8 protein-coding genes are annotated in these 17,904 nt (G+C 66.3%); all 8 read left to right on the forward strand.

The features are described 5' to 3' along the window. Nucleotides 1-11: 11 nt before the first annotated feature. The 8 genes from KY501_RS00955 to KY501_RS00990 all read left to right on the forward strand — a co-directional run bounded on the left by KY501_RS00955 (nt 12) and on the right by KY501_RS00990 (nt 17,901). Nucleotides 12-1,247 carry a cytochrome P450 gene (locus tag KY501_RS00955; RefSeq protein WP_224360428.1) on the forward strand — a complete coding sequence of 412 codons (1,236 nt, stop codon included), beginning with the start codon at nt 12-14 and terminating at the stop codon, nt 1,245-1,247. Further along, nucleotides 1,244-11,974, forward strand: a complete 10,731-nt coding sequence (locus KY501_RS00960) for a non-ribosomal peptide synthetase/type I polyketide synthase (protein WP_224360429.1) — start codon at nt 1,244-1,246, stop codon at nt 11,972-11,974. The genes KY501_RS00955 and KY501_RS00960 overlap by 4 nt, the downstream gene beginning before the upstream one ends. 61 nt (nt 11,975-12,035) lie before the next feature. Next, nucleotides 12,036-13,676, forward strand: coding sequence for a cyclic peptide export ABC transporter (locus tag KY501_RS00965; RefSeq protein ID WP_224360430.1), 1,641 nt, complete (start codon nt 12,036-12,038; stop codon nt 13,674-13,676). Beyond that, a complete protein-coding gene (locus KY501_RS00970) occupies nt 13,661-14,539 on the forward strand; it encodes an SDR family oxidoreductase (RefSeq protein WP_224360431.1) in 879 nt (292 codons plus the stop codon). Before KY501_RS00965 ends, KY501_RS00970 begins: the two co-directional genes overlap by 16 nt. A 40-nt stretch (nt 14,540-14,579) precedes the next feature. Next, nucleotides 14,580-15,461 carry a 3-hydroxyacyl-CoA dehydrogenase family protein gene (locus KY501_RS00975; protein WP_224360432.1) on the forward strand — a complete coding sequence of 294 codons (882 nt, stop codon included), beginning with the start codon at nt 14,580-14,582 and terminating at the stop codon, nt 15,459-15,461. Nucleotides 15,462-15,491: 30 nt separating this feature from the next. Then, nucleotides 15,492-15,761, forward strand: a complete 270-nt coding sequence (locus KY501_RS00980; RefSeq protein WP_224360433.1) for an acyl carrier protein — start codon at nt 15,492-15,494, stop codon at nt 15,759-15,761. After that, nucleotides 15,758-16,906 carry an acyl-CoA dehydrogenase family protein gene (locus KY501_RS00985; protein ID WP_224360434.1) on the forward strand — a complete coding sequence of 383 codons (1,149 nt, stop codon included), beginning with the start codon at nt 15,758-15,760 and terminating at the stop codon, nt 16,904-16,906. The genes KY501_RS00980 and KY501_RS00985 overlap by 4 nt, the downstream gene beginning before the upstream one ends. Next, nucleotides 16,903-17,901, forward strand: coding sequence for a class-II aminoacyl-tRNA synthetase family protein (locus KY501_RS00990; RefSeq protein ID WP_224360435.1), 999 nt, complete (start codon nt 16,903-16,905; stop codon nt 17,899-17,901). The genes KY501_RS00985 and KY501_RS00990 overlap by 4 nt, the downstream gene beginning before the upstream one ends. Nucleotides 17,902-17,904: the final 3 nt, after the last annotated feature.

A 17,904-nucleotide genomic window follows, 5' to 3' on the forward strand; every position in this document is an offset into this window, starting at 1 on the left:
GTCCAGGAGCCATGACTCAGCGCCTCCAATTCAATCCTCTCTCCCCAGAGTTCCACGAGGATCCGTATCCCTTCTATGCGCGCCTGCGCGAAGCGGAGCCCGTCCATCGGAATGCCATGGGGAACTGGCTGCTGACGCGTTACGACGACGTCGCCGCGGTGCTGCGGGACAACCGTTTCGGTGTCCACAGCATGTCGGGGAACCTCCGCAGCAAGAAGCGCTTTCTGGGGCAGGACCAGACGCTCGATACGCTCGCGGCCACAGTCGATCAATGGCTCATGTTTCTCAACCCGCCGGATCACACCCGGATGCGGCGGCTCGTGAACCGGTCCTTCACCCCGGCGGCCGTGAAGAGCCTGCACGCGCAGGTGGAGAGGACGGTGGCGGCGCTCCTCGAGCCGGTGCGGCAAACCGGAAAGATGGACATCATCAACGATCTCGCCGTCCCGCTGGCGGTCGGGACCATCTCCAGCATCCTTGGCGTGCCCCCCGAGGATGGCAAGAGCGTCCTCCGCTGGACGGAGGCCCTCTCTCATATCGTCGATCCGCTCCGCTCGCTGGAGGAGTACCTGGAGATGGATCAGGTGGCGGGCGAGTTCATGGAGTACTTCCGCGTGCTCTTCCAGGAGCGGCGGCGCGAGCCCAGGAACGACCTCATCAGCTTGCTGGTCTCCGATCAGAAGGGAGAGGAGATCACCGAGAACGACCTCCTGTCGGTGTGCACCAACCTGTTCGCCGCAGGGCAGAAGACGACCGTCAACTTCATCGGCAATGGCATGCGCGCGCTCCTTAGCAACCCGGAGCAGCTCGTCCTGCTGCGCGAGCGCCCCGAGATCACGTCTGGCGCCATGGACGAGTTGTTGCGCTACGACAGCCCGGTCCAGCTCATCACCCGGCTGTCCCGTGAGGAGGTGACCCTGCGCGGTAGGACGATCCCGCCCAAAAGCATCGTCTTCCTCGCGCTCGGTGCGGCAAACCGCGACCCGCAGCAGTTCCCCGACCCGGATCGCTGCGACCTCACGCGCAAGGACATCCGTCACGTTGCGTTCGCCCCGGGCACGCACTTTTGCACCGGGGCGGGGCTCGCTCACCTCGAAGGGCAGATCGCCATCAGCGCCCTCGTTCGCGAATTCGATGACCTCGCGCTCGTGTCGAACGTCGTCGAGCTGGAGAGCGAGGTCATCTTCCGGGGACCGAAGTCGCTCCCGATGACGTTCACCCCCCGAATTGCCCAGGACGCACGATGAGGCGCGAGCCCATTGCCATCATCGGGATCGGGTGCCGTTACCCGGGGGCCCGGGATCCGAGAGCCCTCTGGAAGCTCCTCGCCGAGGGCGTGGACGCCGTCACGGAGGTCCCCCCTGAGCGCTGGGACGCCCGGGCGTTCTACGATCCGGATCCTGGCGTCGAAGGGAAGATGAACACCCGTTGGGGCGGGTTCCTCAAGGACGTCGATCGCTTCGACCCGCAGTTCTTCAAGATCGCACCGCGCGAAGCCGACAGCATGGATCCGCAGCAGCGGCTCCTGCTGGAGGTGACCTGGGAGGCGCTCGAGGACGCGGGGCTCATCCCAGATCACCTGGCAGGGACGAAGACGGGCGTTTTCGTGGGCATCTCCGCCTTCGACTACTACTCGCTCATGTGCCAGGACACGCGCAACATCGGCCCGCATTTCAGCACGGGTAACACGCACGCGGTCGCGGCCAATCGCATCTCCTACCTGTTCGATTTCCGCGGGCCGAGCATCGCGCTGGATACGGCCTGCTCCTCCTCCCTCGTCTCCACCCACCTCGGCTGCCAGAGCTTGTGGTCCGGCGAGTCGACCCTGGCCGTCGCTGGAGGGGCGCACCTGCTCCTCTTCCCCTGGCTGAACGTGGCGTACTCGAAGGCGGGGCTCATGTCCCCCGTGGGCCGCTGCAAGACATTCGACGCCTCCGCTGATGGCTATGTGCGCAGTGAGGGTGCCGGCATCGTCGTGCTCAAGCGCCTGAGCGAGGCGCTCGCCGACGGCAACCAGATCTACGCAATCATCCGGGGCAGCGCCGTCAACCAGGATGGCCGCAGCAATGGACTGACCGCGCCCAATCCCAAGGCCCAGGAGGCGGTGCTGCGGGCGGCCTACCTCGACGCGAACGTCGACCAGGGGACCGTGCAATACGTCGAGGCGCACGGCAGCGGCACCAAGCTCGGTGACCCCATTGAGTTGAAGTCGCTGGCTGCGGTGGTGGCAGAGGGACGCGCGCCTGGAGACTTCTGCTGGGTGGGTGCCCTCAAGAGCAACGTTGGGCACGCGGAGGCCGCGGCCGGGGTCGGTGGCCTCATCAAGGCCGTACTCGCGCTGCAGCACCGGCAGATCCCGCCGAGCATCCATTTCAAGAATCCCAACCCGTACATCCCTTTCGACAAGATCCCGCTGAGGGTGCCGACCTCCCTCTTGCCGTGGCCAGAGGTCTCCGGCCCTCGGCTGGCCGGCGTGAGCGCCTTTGGCTTTGGCGGGACCAATGCCCACATCGTTCTCGAGGAAGCGCCGGTGGCAGCGAGCGGGGCTGTGCAGGCGGGAAGTGGCCTTTCGCGGCCGCTGCACCTGCTCACCCTGCGCGCGAGGAGCAAGCACTCCCTGAAGGAACTTGCTCAGCGTCACCAGGAGTTCCTGGCTGAGCAGCCAGAGGTGTCGATCGCGGACGTGTGCTACTCAGCCAATACCGGTCGAACGAGCTTCGCGCATCGGATCGCGGTGGCCGCCCAGTCGATGGAGGAACTCCGCGAGCGGCTGCGCGCCTTCGTGCATGACGAGGAGATCCCTGGCATCGCATATTCCGAGGTAACGAAGCGCAAGCCGCCCAAGGTGGCCTTTCTCTTCACCGGCCTTGGCGTGCAGCACGAAGGCATGGGGCGGCAGCTCTATGAGACGCAGCCGGTCTTCCGGGCTGCTCTCGAACGATGCGACGAACTCTTGCGCGGGCAGATGGATCGCTCGCTGCTCTCGCTGCTTTATCCCCCGCCAGGGGAGGAGCCCCCAAAGGCCGCACCTGAGACCCAGGCTCAGAACAACGGGCGGCGTCGGACCTTCCTGAAGCCGACGCGCGCCTCGTTGCTCGACGAGACCCTCTACGCGCAGCCAGCCCTGTTCGCCTTGCAATATGCGCTCGCCGAGCTTTGGAGGTCATGGGGAGTCGAGCCCGCCTTCCTCCTGGGCCATAGTGTGGGGGAGATAGCCGCAGCCTGCGTGGCTTCGGTGTTCTCTCTGGAGGATGGCCTCCGGCTGGTAGTCGAGCGGGCTCGCCTCATGCAGGCGCTGCAGCGGAATGGCGCGATGGTGGCCATCCTCGCGCCAGTGGCGCGGGTCTCGGCGATGCTCGCGGAGCACGGCCAGGGCGCCGTCATTGCGGCCATCAATGGTCCCGAGAACGTCGTGGTCTCGGGGGAGCGCGAGGCCGTGCGGGCGTTCGTCGCGTCCGTCGAGGCTGCGGGCCTCATCACCCAGCCGCTCCGGGTGGCGCAGGCCTCCCATTCGCCGCTGATCGAGCCCATGCTCGACGACCTCGAGCGCGTGGTGAATTCGCTCCGCATTGGGGCGCCGCACCTTCCCCTGGTTTCGAACGTGACTGGCGGCGTGCTCCCCGCAGGCCATGTCCTCGACTCCGCCTATTGGAGGAAGCAGGCGCGCGCCCCCGTGCAGTTCCAGGCGGGGATTGAGTCCCTGCGCGCGGAGGGGTGCCAGTTCTTCGTGGAGATCGGCCCGACGCCCGTGCTGACCTACCTCGGCTCCCAGTTCGTCCTGGACGGGGAGACGCGTTGGCTGCCCTCGCTGGTAGAGCATCAGAGCGACTGGAGCGTCATCCTGGGGAGCCTGTCCGCCCTATACCTGGGCGGGGTCGAGGTCGACTGGAAGGGTTTCGACAAGGGGTACCCGCGAAAGGTCCTGTCGCTACCCAACTACCCGTTCGATCGGAAGCGTTACTGGTTTGGAGACGGGGCATCAACGTCGGACGGGCCGCTGGTGAAGATTCCCGCGCCGCCAGCCGTTGCGCCCGCGCCGCCGGCCATTGAGCCCGCGCCGCCGGCCATTGAGCCCGCGCCTTCACCCGCGCCCCGGGCCATCGTCCTGGAGATGCCACCGCCCGTCGAATCTGCACCGGCGGTGCCCCTGTGCAGCGTGCCAGCGGCAAGAGGAAACATGCTCAATCCCGAGGTGCCTGTCGCCGCGAGTTCTGCGCGGCGAAACGAGATCGTGTCCTCGATGCGTCAGATGCTGGTGGAGATCCTCCATTCCGAGCAGTCGGAGGTCTCCCCCCACGTCGCATTCCTGGAGATGGGCGCCGACTCCATCTCTCTCGTCGAACTCGTCCAGCGCCTCGAGACCAAATACAAGCAAGAGATCTCGCTTCGGGCGCTCTTCGAGGAACTGACCACGATCGACGCGCTCGCCAGCCATATCGAGCAGCGCCTTCCTCCCGAGCCGGTCGCGCCACCTGTGGCCGAGGCGCAAGGGAAGGTCACGCCACCCGAGCCAGCGCCCTCGCAAGTTTCATCGGTTCAGGTTCAGAAGGAAGCTCCTCGGACAGGGGAGAGCGTCCCCATGCCTCAGGCCCGCGCGGCCACGAACTCGGCGCGGCGGCAAGCCATCGTGTCGACGCTGAGCTCGACCGTCGCGAGCATGCTCCGGATCTCGCAGTACGAGGTCGACCCCGATGTCAGCTTCCTGAACCTCGGCGCGGATAGCACCATGCTGATCGAAGTGGTGCGCCTGCTCGACTACAAGTACAGGAAGAGAATTTCCATCCGCGAACTCTTCGATGGTCTGAACACAGTCAACGCGTTGGCTGATCACATCGATCAGCACCTGCCCCCGGAGCCGGCCTCGCCACAAGTGAGCGAGCCGCCGCGAGTCGCGCCGAGCGAGGCGGCTCCGCGGAAGGCCGAGCCGGAACGCGCGCCGCAGCATATCGAGTCCCCACGTGCGCCGCAGCCCGTGGTGCAGGAGCCCGTGCTCATCCCACGAGCCGCGGTGGCTGTGGCAACTCCGTCAGGGGCGACCGCACCCACTGACATGATCGAGCGCGTCTTTTCGCAGCAGATGCAGCTCCTCTCCAAGCAACTGGAGATCCTGCGCGGCATCGGCATGGCACTTGAGGTGCCGTTGCCAGCCAGCCAGAACCTTCCGAGGGCAGCCGCTCCAGAGGCGCCGCTGGCTCCGCCGGTGACCCCGCCGGCCCCCCCGCCCGCTCCCATGCTGCCGAAGGTCCCGCCCGCGCCCGCGGCGGGATCCGAGATGAACTCGTTGCAGGACCTCCACCTGCGTTCGTTCGTGGATCGCTACAACCGGCGCACGAAGCGCTCCAAGGAGTCGGCCGCGGAGTATCGCCCGGAGCTCGCGGATAGCCGGGCGGTGGCCGGGTTCCGGTTGCAGATCAAGGAGCTCAGTTACCCGATCGTCGGCTCGCGCTATCGAGGCGCTCGCATCTGGGATGTCGATGGCAACGAGTACGTCGACATCACGATGGGCTTTGGCGTCCACCTCTTCGGCCATGGCGCGCCGGTCATCCATCAAGCGATCCAGGAGCAACTTGAGCGCGGCTTTGGCGTCGGCCCCCAGCCGGAGCGGGCAGGGGAGCTGGCCAGACTCTTCGTCGAGGTGACCGGCGTCGAGCGGGTGACGTTCTGCCAGTCGGGGAGTGAGGCGGTCATGACCGCGCTTCGCCTCGCGCGCACGGCCACCGGGCGTGCGAAGGTTGCGCTCTTCAAAGGGGCCTACCATGGCCACTTCGACGGCGTCCTCGCGCAGCAATCGGCGCTCCCACTCACGCCGGGCGTCTCCGCGGGCGCTGTCCGGGACGTTGTGGTGCTCGATTACGGGGAGTCGAGCGCGATCGAGTACCTGAAACAGAACGCCCACGAGTTCGCCGCCGTCCTCGTGGAGCCCGTGCAGAGCCGGCGCCCGGATCTGCAGCCGCGCGCGTTCTTGCACGAACTCCGTGCCATCACCGAGGCGGCAGGCACGGCGCTCATCTTCGATGAGATCGTCACCGGCCTGCGGGCCCACCCGGGAGGCGCCCAGGCCATCTTCGGAGTGCGCGCGGACCTCGCCACCTACGGGAAGATCCTGGGCGGAGGGATGCCGCTCGCCGCGGTGGGGGGCAAGCAGCGCTTCATGGACGGCATCGACGGTGGCCAGTGGCGCTACGGAGATCTCTCGCAGCCCCAGGCGGAGCGGACCTTCTTCGCTGGCACCTTCAACAAGCCGCCGCTCGCCCTGGCCACCGCGCTGGCGGTGCTCCGGCACCTCCGGGAGCGCGGTCCGCGCCTGCAGGAGGAACTCAACGAGCGCACGACCCGCCTGGCCGAGAGGCTCAACCAGTATTTCGAAAGAGAAGCGGTGCCGGCGCGGGTCGTCCACTTCGGCTCGCTGTTCCGCTTCGTTCTCAAGGGGAACCTCGAGCTCTTCTACTATCACCTCATCGATCGGGGCGTGTACGTCTGGGAGGGGCGCAACTGCTTCCTCTCCACGGCGCACACCGATGCGGACATCGATTACATCTTCCAGGCGGTCCGCGACAGCATGGAAGAGCTGCGCGCGGGAGGGTTCTTCCCCGGGCCGCCGGGCGGGCCTCGGCCCGCGGCCGATCGCGGCCAGAGCGCGGGTTCGACGAACGGTAGCGGGAGTCAGGGGCTTGCCATGCGGGCGCCGGTCTCACGCTCCAAGGCAGGCGACACGCCCAGGGGAAAGGCTGAGAGCGGCCCCTCGCGGTGGCGCAGGTCCCGCGAGGATCTGGAGTTCAGCCTGTCCTACTTCGGCAGGTACGAGGCCGCGTACCGGAAGGACAAGTACGATCTGCTCTTCGAGGGGGCCCGCTTCGCCGACGCGAACGGATTCTCCGCGATCTGGGTCCCCGAGCGTCACTTCCATCCCTTTGGTGGTTTCTCGCCGAATCCGTCAGTCCTCTGCGCGGCTCTCGCGCGGGAGACCCAGCGCGTCGCGCTCCGCGCTGGCAGCGTGGTCGTGCCCTTGCACCATCCGGTCCGCATCGCCGAGGAGTGGGCGGTGGTCGACAACATTTCCGGGGGGCGGGTAGGGATCTCCGTGGCCTCGGGTTGGCACCCGGACGATTTCGTCTTTGCGCCCGAGGCGTATGGCAAACACCGGGAGTTGATGTTCGAGGGCATCGAGACGATCCGCAAGCTCTGGCGCGGCGAGGCGCTTCGGATGCGCGCCGGGGCCAACCGCGAGATCGACGTGCGCTGCTTTCCGATGCCGACCCCGCGCGAGCTGCCGGTATGGCTCACCATCACCGGCAACCCCGACACCTATGTACGGGCTGGGGAGATCGGGGCGGGCGTCCTGACGAACCTGATGAGCCAGACGCTCGAGGAGCTCGCCGCCAACATCGAGCTGTACCGCAAGGCGCTCGAGAGGAGCGGCCGCGATCCCTCGACCGGGCACGTGACGGTGCTCTTGCACACGTACCTCGGTGAGGATCTCCAGGCCACCCGGGAAAAAGCGCGCAAGCCCTTTTGCGACTACCTGGACACCCACTTCGGGCTTCTTCAGGGAGTGCTCCGGACCCACAACCCGGCCATCGACCCGGACAAGCTGTCGGCGGAGGACCGGCGGTACATGCTCTCGCTCGCCTACGACCGGTACGTGCGCACGAGCGCGCTCATCGGGACGCAGGAGTCGAGCGAGGAGATCATCGAGCGGCTGCGGGAGGTAGGGGTCGACGAGGTGGCCTGCTTCGTCGATTTCGGCATGGATGAGCGCTCAGCCCGCGAGGGCCTTCCCGTCCTCGCTGCGCTCAAGGATCGGTATCGCCGCGGTAAAGGCCTCGACGGTGGCCGCAGCCTCGGTCAGAGCCAGGTCAGCACAGAGAGGGAAGGGGAACTCCTCGTCCCACTGACCGTCGCCCAGCGGGAGGCACTAGCGCTGGTGGATCTGGCCGCCACCGACGCGGCCATCGGCGCCTCCGTCTGCTTCGAGATGCGCGGGCCCTTGCGGCTCGATTCGCTGCGCCGGGCCCTCGAAGGGCTCGTCAGCCGGCACGAGACGTTGCGCACCACCATCACCGAGGCCCGGGATGCTTTTCGTATCGCGAGGTCCGGTGCGGTGCCGCTCGATGTGACAGACCTCTCGGCCACCAGGGCCGAGGAGCTCGATCGCGCCGCGACGGAGTGGCTGATTGCCGAGGGCCGCAAAGGCTTCGACCTCATTCATGGGCCGGTCTTCCGGGCGAGCGTGGCCTCGTTCAGCCAGCGGCACCACCTGCTCCTGCTCTCCACGCACCATACGCTCTGCGACGGATGGTCGATAGGCGTCATCGCCGACGAGATGGGCAAGCTCTACTCGGCCGACTACGAGGGCAAGTCCTGTCAGTTGCCCGAGGTCATGCAGTTCCGCGAATACGTTGCATCGCGGGAGGCGATGCGCGGCACGCCGGAGATGGCCGAGCATGAGCACTTCTGGCGGGAGCGGCTTGCCGGCAACCCACCCCAGCTCGATCTGCCGACGGACCGCCCTCGCCCGCGGGTGAAGACCTACCGGGCGAGCCGCCAGTCTCATCGCATCGACGCCCGGCTCTGCAAGGAGCTGCACCGGGTGGCTCGCGAGAACAACGTGAGCTTCTTCACGATCACCCTCTCGGCGTATTTGCTGCTCCTGCACCGCCTCTCTGGTCAGGACGAACTCATCGTGGGTGTCCCGGTGGCGGGGCAGATCGGCGAGAGAGGACGAGCGCTCGTAGGCCATTGCGCGAACCTCCTGCCCATTCACAGCAACCTCGCGGGGTGCGAGACCTTCGCGGAGCTCTTGCAGCGCACCAAGACGGTGCTGCTCGAGGCGTTCGATCACCGGGAGTATTCGATCCATACGCTGGTGGCCATGCTGCCCATGGCGCGCGATCCGAGCCGCATCCCGCTCGTGTCGGTCGTCTTCAACCTGGACCACGGAAACCCGCCGAAGATGGCGCAGCTCGAGGTCGGTTACTGGCACACTCAGCCGATAGAGTTCGCTCTGTCTGAGACCAGCCTCAACGCGGTCGAGCTGAACGGCGAGCTGCTCCTCGACTGGAATTACAACGAAGATCTCTTCGATGCCGAGACGGTGGAGCGTTGGCGCGGCTGCTACGCGGCGCTGCTCGAGTCTGCCTCCGCCACTCCGCGGATGCGGCTCGCGGAGATATCCATCGTCCCAGCCGCCGAGCAGCGCCGCATCCTTGCTTGGAACGACACCCGCACAAGCTTCCCTGCCGGTGATTGCCTGCACGAACTCTTCGAGCTTCAGGCGTCGCGGACGCCCGACGCTCTTGCGGTCGCCTGCGGATTGGAGGAGCTCACCTTCAGAGAACTCTCGCGCCGCTCGAGCCAGCTCGCCCATCACCTCCGCGCCCTCGGTGTGGGAGCGGAGACGCGCGTCGCCCTGTGCCTCGAGCGCTCGGTCGAGATGATTGTTGCGGTGCTCGCGATCCTCAAGGCGGGTGGTGCCTATGTGCCCCTCGACCCGAACCACCCTGCCGAGCGCGTGGCGTTCATCCTCTCGAACTCCAAGGCCTCCTTGCTGCTCACGGACGCGCGTTTCCTCGCGCGCCTCACGGTGCCCCTTGCGGTTCGGCCGCTGTGTATCGAACAGCTCGGGTCCACCCTGGCGGCCTATGCGGATACGCCTCCCGCGGCAGGCGCCGCACTGCGGAACGCTGCGTACGTCCTCTATACCTCCGGCTCCACCGGCCAGCCTCGCGGCGTCGTCGTCGAGCACCGCTCTGTCGTCAACCTGCTCCACGCGCTCCAGACGGCCATCTATTCACGCTACGCTGGCCGCCCCCTGCGCGTGAGCGTCAATGGCACGATCGCCTTCGACACGTCCGTCAAGCAGATCATCCAGCTCCTCCACGGCCACGCGCTCGACATTGTCCCCGAGGCGCTGCGCCTGGATGGAGCCGGGTTCTGCGACCATATCCGCCGGCGCGGCATCGAGGTGCTCGACTGCACCCCGACGCAGCTCGGGATACTGGTCTCCGCGGGCATCCTCTCGGCGCCGGGAGCGCTTCGCTGCGTGCTCGTGGGCGGCGAGGCCATCGACGAAGCCCTGTGGCAGCAACTCAGCCGCGCGCCCATCGACTTCTTCAATGTCTACGGCCCCACTGAGTGCACGGTGGATGCGACGGTTTGTCATGTCAAGCCAGAGCACCCGCGCCCCGTGCTGGGCAAGCCGCTCGCCAACGTGCGGGTCTACGTGCTCGATCGCCATCAGCAGATGGTCCCAGTCGGCACCCCGGGCGAGCTGTTCATTGGTGGGGCCGGCGTAGCGCGGGGCTACCTTGATGATCCGGCGCTCACCGCCGAGCGATTCCTGCGAGATCCTTTCAGCGACGAACCGGGCGCCCGCATGTACCGCACAGGAGACAAGGGGCGGTTTCTCCGTGACGGATCCCTCGAGTTCCTCGGCCGGCTGGACCATCAGATCAAACTGCGCGGCTTCCGCGTCGAGCTCGGAGAGATCGAGGTGGCCCTCGCGCGGCTGCCTGGAGTCGAGAGCTGCGTCGTTGTCGGGCGTGAAGATGTACCGGGTGAGAAGCGGCTCGTCGCCTATTTCGTCCCCCGCGACGGACACCCAGCCCTTGCTCCCGAAAAGCTCAAGCAAGCGTTGCGCGCACACTTGCCCGAGTACATGGTGCCGTCGGCGTTCGTAGCCCTCTCGGCGCTGCCGCTCACTCCGCACGGCAAGGTGGATCGCAATGCCCTGCCTGCAGAGGATGCGGCTGCTTTGGGTATCTCGGATGCCTACGTCGCGCCGCGCACGCCGACCGAGCAGCTGCTTGCTGGCATCTGGTCCGAAGTCCTGCGTGTGCCACCGGTAGGAATCCACAGCAACTTTTTCGGGCTCGGGGGGCATTCGCTCCTGGCCGTTCAAGTGCTCGCCCGCGTACGAGAAGTGCTTCACATCGACATCGCGATCCGGACCCTCTTCGATGCACCCACTGTCGCCGGACTGGCCCTGGCCATCGAGGCCAGGGGCTCGTCGTGTTCAGCGGCTGCGGCGCCGGTCGGTGCCAGCGCGTTACATCAGGTGAAGCGGGTGAAGGTTGCCGAGGGCGTCGAACTCGAGGTGCTCGACTTCGGAGGCCAGGGGCCCGCGCTCGTCTTCATGACGGGCCGGGGCAACACGGCCCACGTCTTCGACACCTTCGCGCCGGAATTCACCTCGGCGTATCACGTCTACTCCGTCACCCGCCGGGGGTACGGCTCGTCGAGCTGGCCCGAGCAGGGCTACGACACCGCTACCTTGGGCACGGATATCGTCCGGGTGCTGGACAGCCAGGGAATTGCGAAGGCGGTGTTCGTGGGCCACTCCCGCGCGGGGGAAGAGATCACCTGGGTGGCGACCCACCATCCGGATCGCGTGGCGAAGGTGGTCTTCTTGGACATCCAGATCAATGGCGATCTGGTGGCGGAGCTCCGGAAGGACCTGTCCGAGCCGACGCCGCTCGAGCCCAGCTCCGCGGACCTGGTCTCGCGAGCCACGGTGGCCGCTGCGCTCGCGCGAAGCATCGGCGGGCCACTCCCCGAACACGAGATCGACGAGATGGTCGACTTCGATCCAAAGACCGGGCGCTTCCTGCGCAATCGCAAGCGGCCGGACGCGGATGCCCAGGTGTCGAAGAGCGCCTCGCAGGTGGACTTCGCGGCCATCCGGACGCCCGTGCTCTTCATCCACACGGGAGATCGCGTGCCCGAGCGAGCGGAGGATTACAATGGCTTCGCCCAGATGCCTCCCCCTCAGCAGGAGAAGCTGCGGACCGTGCACCCCCGAATGATTCAGCGGGAGGCTGAAATCCAGAGCCTACCGAACTGGCGGCTGGTGCAGCTCGAGCGCGCGGATCACTACATCTGGATCACCAACCGCGACGACGTGCTGCGCGAGATGAAGGCATTCTTCGGGATGTTAGAGGCGCTCCCATACGCCGCCACCGCCGAGGCCACATGATGCGCAAGCTCGGCTCTGACCAGGCGTCCTACAGCTTGCTGGCCCGAGGGAACGAGGGCGCATGAAGATCCTCATGGTCCTCGCCCGGAGTGCGCGCGGTGCACTGCTTGGAGCCGTCCTGTGCGGCATCGTCGGGGGGGCCACCAACATCGCATTCCTTGCGGTGGTCAATGAGCGCCTCGCCTCCTCGGGCACCTCGTCGTGGGGGCTGGTGATCGCCTTCGCCGCCATCGCGATGGCGATGCTTCTCTCGTATCTCTTCTCGCGACTGCTCCTCGTCGGGCTACTGCATCGCGCCGTCCACCATCTCCGGGAGCAGCTCTGCCAGCGGATCCTCGCGGCCTCTCTCTCGCGGATCGAGGCGGCAGGGGCGCCCCGGCTGCTCGCCACATTGACCGAGGACAGCACGGCGATCACCTCCGCGCTCGCGTTGGTGCCCTCGCTTTGCATCAACACGGTCATCGTCGCCGGCACGCTCGTCTATCTCGGGATCCTCTCGCCGCTCCTCCTCGCGCTGCTGGTAGTCCTCTTGGTGGCCGTCGTCGTCATCTACGCGATTCTCGACGGGTGGGCCTCAGCCGCCCTCCGGGTGGCGCGTGAGGCGATGGACCGCCTGGCCAAGGATTTCGATGGCCTCATTCTTGGCAATCGCGAGCTGAAGCTCAGCCGGTCCCGCCGGCAGGTGCTCGTGTCCGAGTACCTGCTCCCGAATCTCGACACAGTGCGCGACAAGAACATTCGTGGGGGTGGGCTCTACGCTCTCGCCACGAGCTGGGCGCAGACCGTGACAGTGCTCCTCATCGGCATGGTCCTCTTCGTGGTTCCCCGGTTTCAGACATTCGAAGCGAGCGTCTTGAGCGGCTACGTGCTCGGGATCATCCAGATCATCGGGGCGATCGGAGTGATTCTCGAGGTTCTTCCCGCCTTCCGCCGGGCGCAGATCGCGCTCGAGCAGGTGGAGCGGCTCGAACTCGAGCTCCATGAGGCAGAAGCTCCTGTCCCAGCGCCCCGTGCTGAGCGCCGACGGTGGAGTTCTCTCGAACTCGCCGGTGTCACGTATGTCGTCGGTCGCGAGAAGGATAGCCCCTTCCTCCTGGGGCCGATTGATCTCAGCTTCCGTCCCGGAGAGATCGTGTTCATTACGGGAGGGAACGGCAGTGGCAAGACGACCTTGGCCAAGGTCATCGTCGGTCTGTACGCGCCTGCATCTGGCGAGATCCGGCTCGACGGCAAGCCCGTCGGCGAGAGTGAATGGGACGACTATCGCCAGCTCTTCGCCGTCTCGTTCACCGACGGGCACCTCTTCCAGCCCCTGCTCGGGCTCGACGAGGGGCGGGTGAGCGAGCAGATTGAGCGCTTCGAGCTTCGCCCGTGGGTGCACGTGACGGGCGGTGCCTTCTCCACCACGGCCTTGTCTCAGGGACAGCGCAAGCGGCTCCTCTTGAGCGTCGCGCTCGTGGAGGACCGCCCCTTCTATATCTTCGACGAATGGACTGCCAACCAGGACCCGCCCTTTCGCGAGCGCTTCTACCGTGAGCTCCTGCCCGAGCTGAGGGCGCAGGGCAAGGCAGTCTTGGTCATTACGCACGACGACCGTTACGATCAGTTTGCCGACGTCGTGATCCGGCTCAGCAACGGCAAGATTCAGGAGAGCCGGAAACCCTCACATGAGAACGGAGGGCCCGCATGCCAATCAGCGTGATCACCGGGGCCTCGACCGGGATTGGCCGCTGCACGGCCCTCCATCTGGCTCGCCAAGGGCACCAGGTGGTCGCCACCATGCGCGATGTCGCGAGAGGTGAGCCGCTGCGGAAGGCCGTTCGTGACGAAGGCCTCGCCATCGAGATCGCGGCGCTCGATGTCGATGATGAGGGCTCGGTCGACAGCGCATTCGCGCATATCCACGAGGCCCATGGCAGGATCGACGTGCTCGTCAACAACGCTGGCGTGAGCAGCATTGGCACGGCCGAGGACGCGCCGATCGCGGAGTGGAAAGCGGTCTTCGAGACCAACTTCTTCGGTGCCGTTCGTTGCTGCCGGGCTGTTCTGTCGAGGATGAGACAGCGGTGTGCGGGGCACATCATCAACGTCTCGTCGGTGGCTGGGCGCATGGCGTCAGTGGGCCAGGCCTCCTATTCGGTATCCAAGTTCGCGCTGGAGGGCTTCAGCGAACTCCTGGCGAACGAGGTCGCGCCCTTCCAGATCCGCGTCTCCATCATCGAGCCGGGCGTAACGGTGACGCCGATCTTCGGCAAGCAGACGAAAATCCCCGCTGGCTCCGCTTATGGACCGATCTACGAGCGTATGTCCGCCCTCTACACTGTCCTGCTCAAGAAGGCTTCGCGCCCCGAGGTGATCGCCGCGGTGATCCACCAGGCGCTCACGAGCGAGGCGCCGCGCCTGAGGTGGCCTGCGGGGCCTGATGCGCATGCGCTGCTCGCGGCTCGCCTCGCCATGACCGATGACGAGTGGCTCGAGCTTGGCGTACCGGGCCAGGAGGGCTACCGCCAGCTCTTCGCGAAGCACTTCGGCGTCGAGCTGGCCTTGGAGGAGGGGAGTGAATGAGCCGCTGGGTGGTGCGAACGCCTGGAGAACTGGAGGAAGCGTGACGAATCTGAAGACCGTCGGAGTACTGGGAGCGGGTGTCATGGGCACGGGCGTCGCCCACGCGCTCGCCGAGTCCGGGCACCGGGTGATCCTCGTCGACGTAGGCGGAGAGCAGCTCGAGAAGGCCCGCCGCAACATTCGCAAGAACCTGCGCATGTATCGCCTCTGGCAGCCGCGCTCCTCGGAGTCGGCGACAGGCGCAGGAGCGAGCGACGATGGAACTCTCGCCCGGATCGAGACCACCACCGATCCTCAGGCGCTTCGCGCAGCCGACTTCATCATCGAGAACGTGCCCGAGAAGTGGGACATCAAGCGAGAGGTCCACGCCGGGATCGACCGGCTCGACATGCCCGCGGTCCCGATCGCGGTCAACACCTCGGCCATCCCGATGGCCCGCTTCGCCGCGCTCCATGCGCAGCCGCAGCGCATCGTGGGCATGCACTTCATGAACCCGGTTCCGCTGATGCCGATGGTCGAGGTCATCCGTGGCGAGGCGACCGGTGAGGACGCCTTGAGCGCCGCCCGGCGGCTCATCGAGCAGATGGGCAGGAAGTGCATCGTGGTCAAGGACTCCCCTGGCTTCGTCACCAACCGGGTCATGATGCTCACCGTCAATGAGGCGGTCTTCCTCCTCCAGGAGGGGGTCTCATCAGCCCAGGACATCGACAGCCTCTTTCAATCGTGCTTCCACCACCGGATGGGGCCCCTGGCTACGGCGGATCTGATCGGGATCGACACCGTGCTCTACTCCATCGAGGTGCTGCACCGAGAGTTCAAGGATGACAAGTACCGCCCTTGTCCGTTGTTGCGCGAGATGGTGGCGCAGGGACTCCTGGGCCGTAAGAGCGGCCGGGGCTTCTTTCAATACGACGTTCTGTAACCGCACGAGTCGCGCACCGAGAGGGGGCGTATGTCGCAGAATATGATCAAGGTTGATGTCAAGGCGTTCCTCGCACGGCACGTCCGCGGCGTGGAAGTGAAGGATGGAGACGACATCTTCGTCATGGGACTGGTGAACTCGATGTTTGCCATGCAGTTCGTCGAGTTCATCGAGAAGCGCTTCAACATCGAGGTCGGCCCAGAGGATCTCGATATGAACAATTTCCGGAGCATCAACGCGGTCACCGCTCTCGTCGAGCGCAAGTCCGGCGGCCGTCAAGGGAGCGAGGGGGGCTCGTGAAGGTCGCGCTGTCCGATGCGCAGGAGCAGGCGCAGCGGGAGTTTCAAGCCTTCGCGAAGGAGCAGATCCAGCCCCACGCGGATCTCATTGATCGCGAGGAGCGGATCCCGCGAACCGTGATCGAGCAGCTGGCCCGGGCGGGCTATCTGGCCAGTGGTCTGCCCGAGGCGTACGGTGGCCGCCACCCCGATCCGATTGTTCACGGCGCGATGCATGAGGCGCTCGGGTATGCGAGCGCCTCTGTGCAGGGGCTCGTGAATGTCCACCACATGGCGGGCTCGGCGATCGCGCGCTGGGGCACTCCCGAGCAGAAGCAGCAATGGCTTCCCCGGCTCGCCTCCGGCGAGCTCCTTGCTGCCTTCGCGCTCACGGAGCCTGGTGTTGGGAGCGACGCCCAGGTCGAGACCCGCGCGGAGCCGGACGGCGACGGGTATCTGCTCACCGGCGTCAAACAGTGGATCACCTGTGGGGCCATCGCGGACGTGTTCGTCCTCTTCGCCCGCGTGGGGGATGCGCCCACGGCGTTCGTCGTCCCGGCCAACACGCCAGGTTTCTCTCGAGACCCCATCCGGGACATCCTCGGCTGCCGCGGCTACATGCTGGCCAGTCTCAAGCTCGACGGGTGCCGCATTCTCGGAGCCAACCGCATCGGCCCACAAGGCTTCGGCATCTCGCATGTGATGGCCGCGGGCCTCGACAACGGGCGGTACAATCTGGCGTGGGGTTGCGTCGGACAGGCACAGGCATGCCTCGACGCGAGCCTTGCCTACGCCGGCCAACGAAAGCAGTTCGGCGCCCCGCTCAAGGATTTCCAGCTCGTCCAACGCCTCCTGACCCGGATGCTCGTGGGCGTCCAAGGGGCGCGCCTCCTCTGCTGGCGCGCTGGGCATGCCAGGGCGGAGCGCCTCTACAGCGCCTCGTACGAGGCCATGATCGCCAAATACCAGGCGTCGACCATGCTCAACGAGGTGGCCAATCACGCTTTGCAGATCCACGGCGCGAATGGGTGCGGCAGTGGGTATCCGATCCAGCGCTACCTCAGGGACGCGCGCATCATGGAGATCATCGAGGGGAGCACCCAGATGTTGGAGATCATGATCGCGAAGCTGGGCTGCGCCGACGCGATGGCTGGGGGGACGGCATGAGCACGGCCCAGCGCGCCTACCAGACGAAAATTCTGCGCGAGCACGTGGCGTCAGGTGGCGCCGGCCTTGCGGGCGACGAAGCGCTCATGGCCTCCGCGGACGTGCATACCCTCGGCGCCGGGCTCGTGGCTCTGCGGGGGAACGTGCTCGGCCTCTTCCGCTTCTTCGAGCATACCTTCCTGCGCCTGGCGCGCCGCTTCCGCGCCGAGGAGCGCCATTATCCTGTCCTCTTGCCGCTGCAGACCCTCGAGGAGGTCGGTTACTTCAGCCACTTCCCGCAGCAGGTCACCTTCGGCAGCCACTTTCCCGAGGATCTGCCGATCCTGGAGGCCGTTGCCCGGTCGGTGGCCGCGAACAAGGGGCGGCTGGCCCAGGAGATGCGGGAGCGCGTTGAGGCCGCCCACCATGCGCTCAAGCCTGCCGTTTGCCTGCCCTGCTATGGGCAATTTCGCGGCACGAGGCTCCCTGTCGACGGTGCCGTGCGGATCACCATGCAGAACCATGTGTTCCGCCACGAGGGCAATCGCTACGACGCGCTCGCTCGCCTGTGGGACTTCCAGGTCCGGGACATCGTGTTCCTGGGTTCCTACCAGGAGGTCAAGGCCCTCCGCGAGGAGGCCATGGATGCGATCATGGCGCTCTGCGAAGAGCTCGATCTGACGGCGCGCCTCGCGCTCGCAAACGATCCGTTCTTCCTCGGCGAGAGCTCGCACAAGATCGTCTACCAGCGGTTGGGCGAGGTCAAATACGAGCTGCTCTTGCGGATCCCTCACCGCGAGATGGATGTGGCCGCGGCCTCGTTCAACTTGCACCGGGACTTCTACGCATCGGTGTACGATATCCGGCAGCACGACGGCGCGGTCGCCGAGACGGCCTGTATGGGCTTTGGTATCGAGCGCTGGGTGTACGGCTTTCTAAGTCAGAAGGGAATGGACCCGACCGGCTGGCCAGAGCAGGTGGCGGCTTGGGTCAAGAGCTACGCCGCGGGGCCGTGAGCC

It is taken from the genome of Hyalangium versicolor (assembly GCF_020103695.1).
Classification (GTDB): domain Bacteria; phylum Myxococcota; class Myxococcia; order Myxococcales; family Myxococcaceae; genus Hyalangium; species Hyalangium versicolor.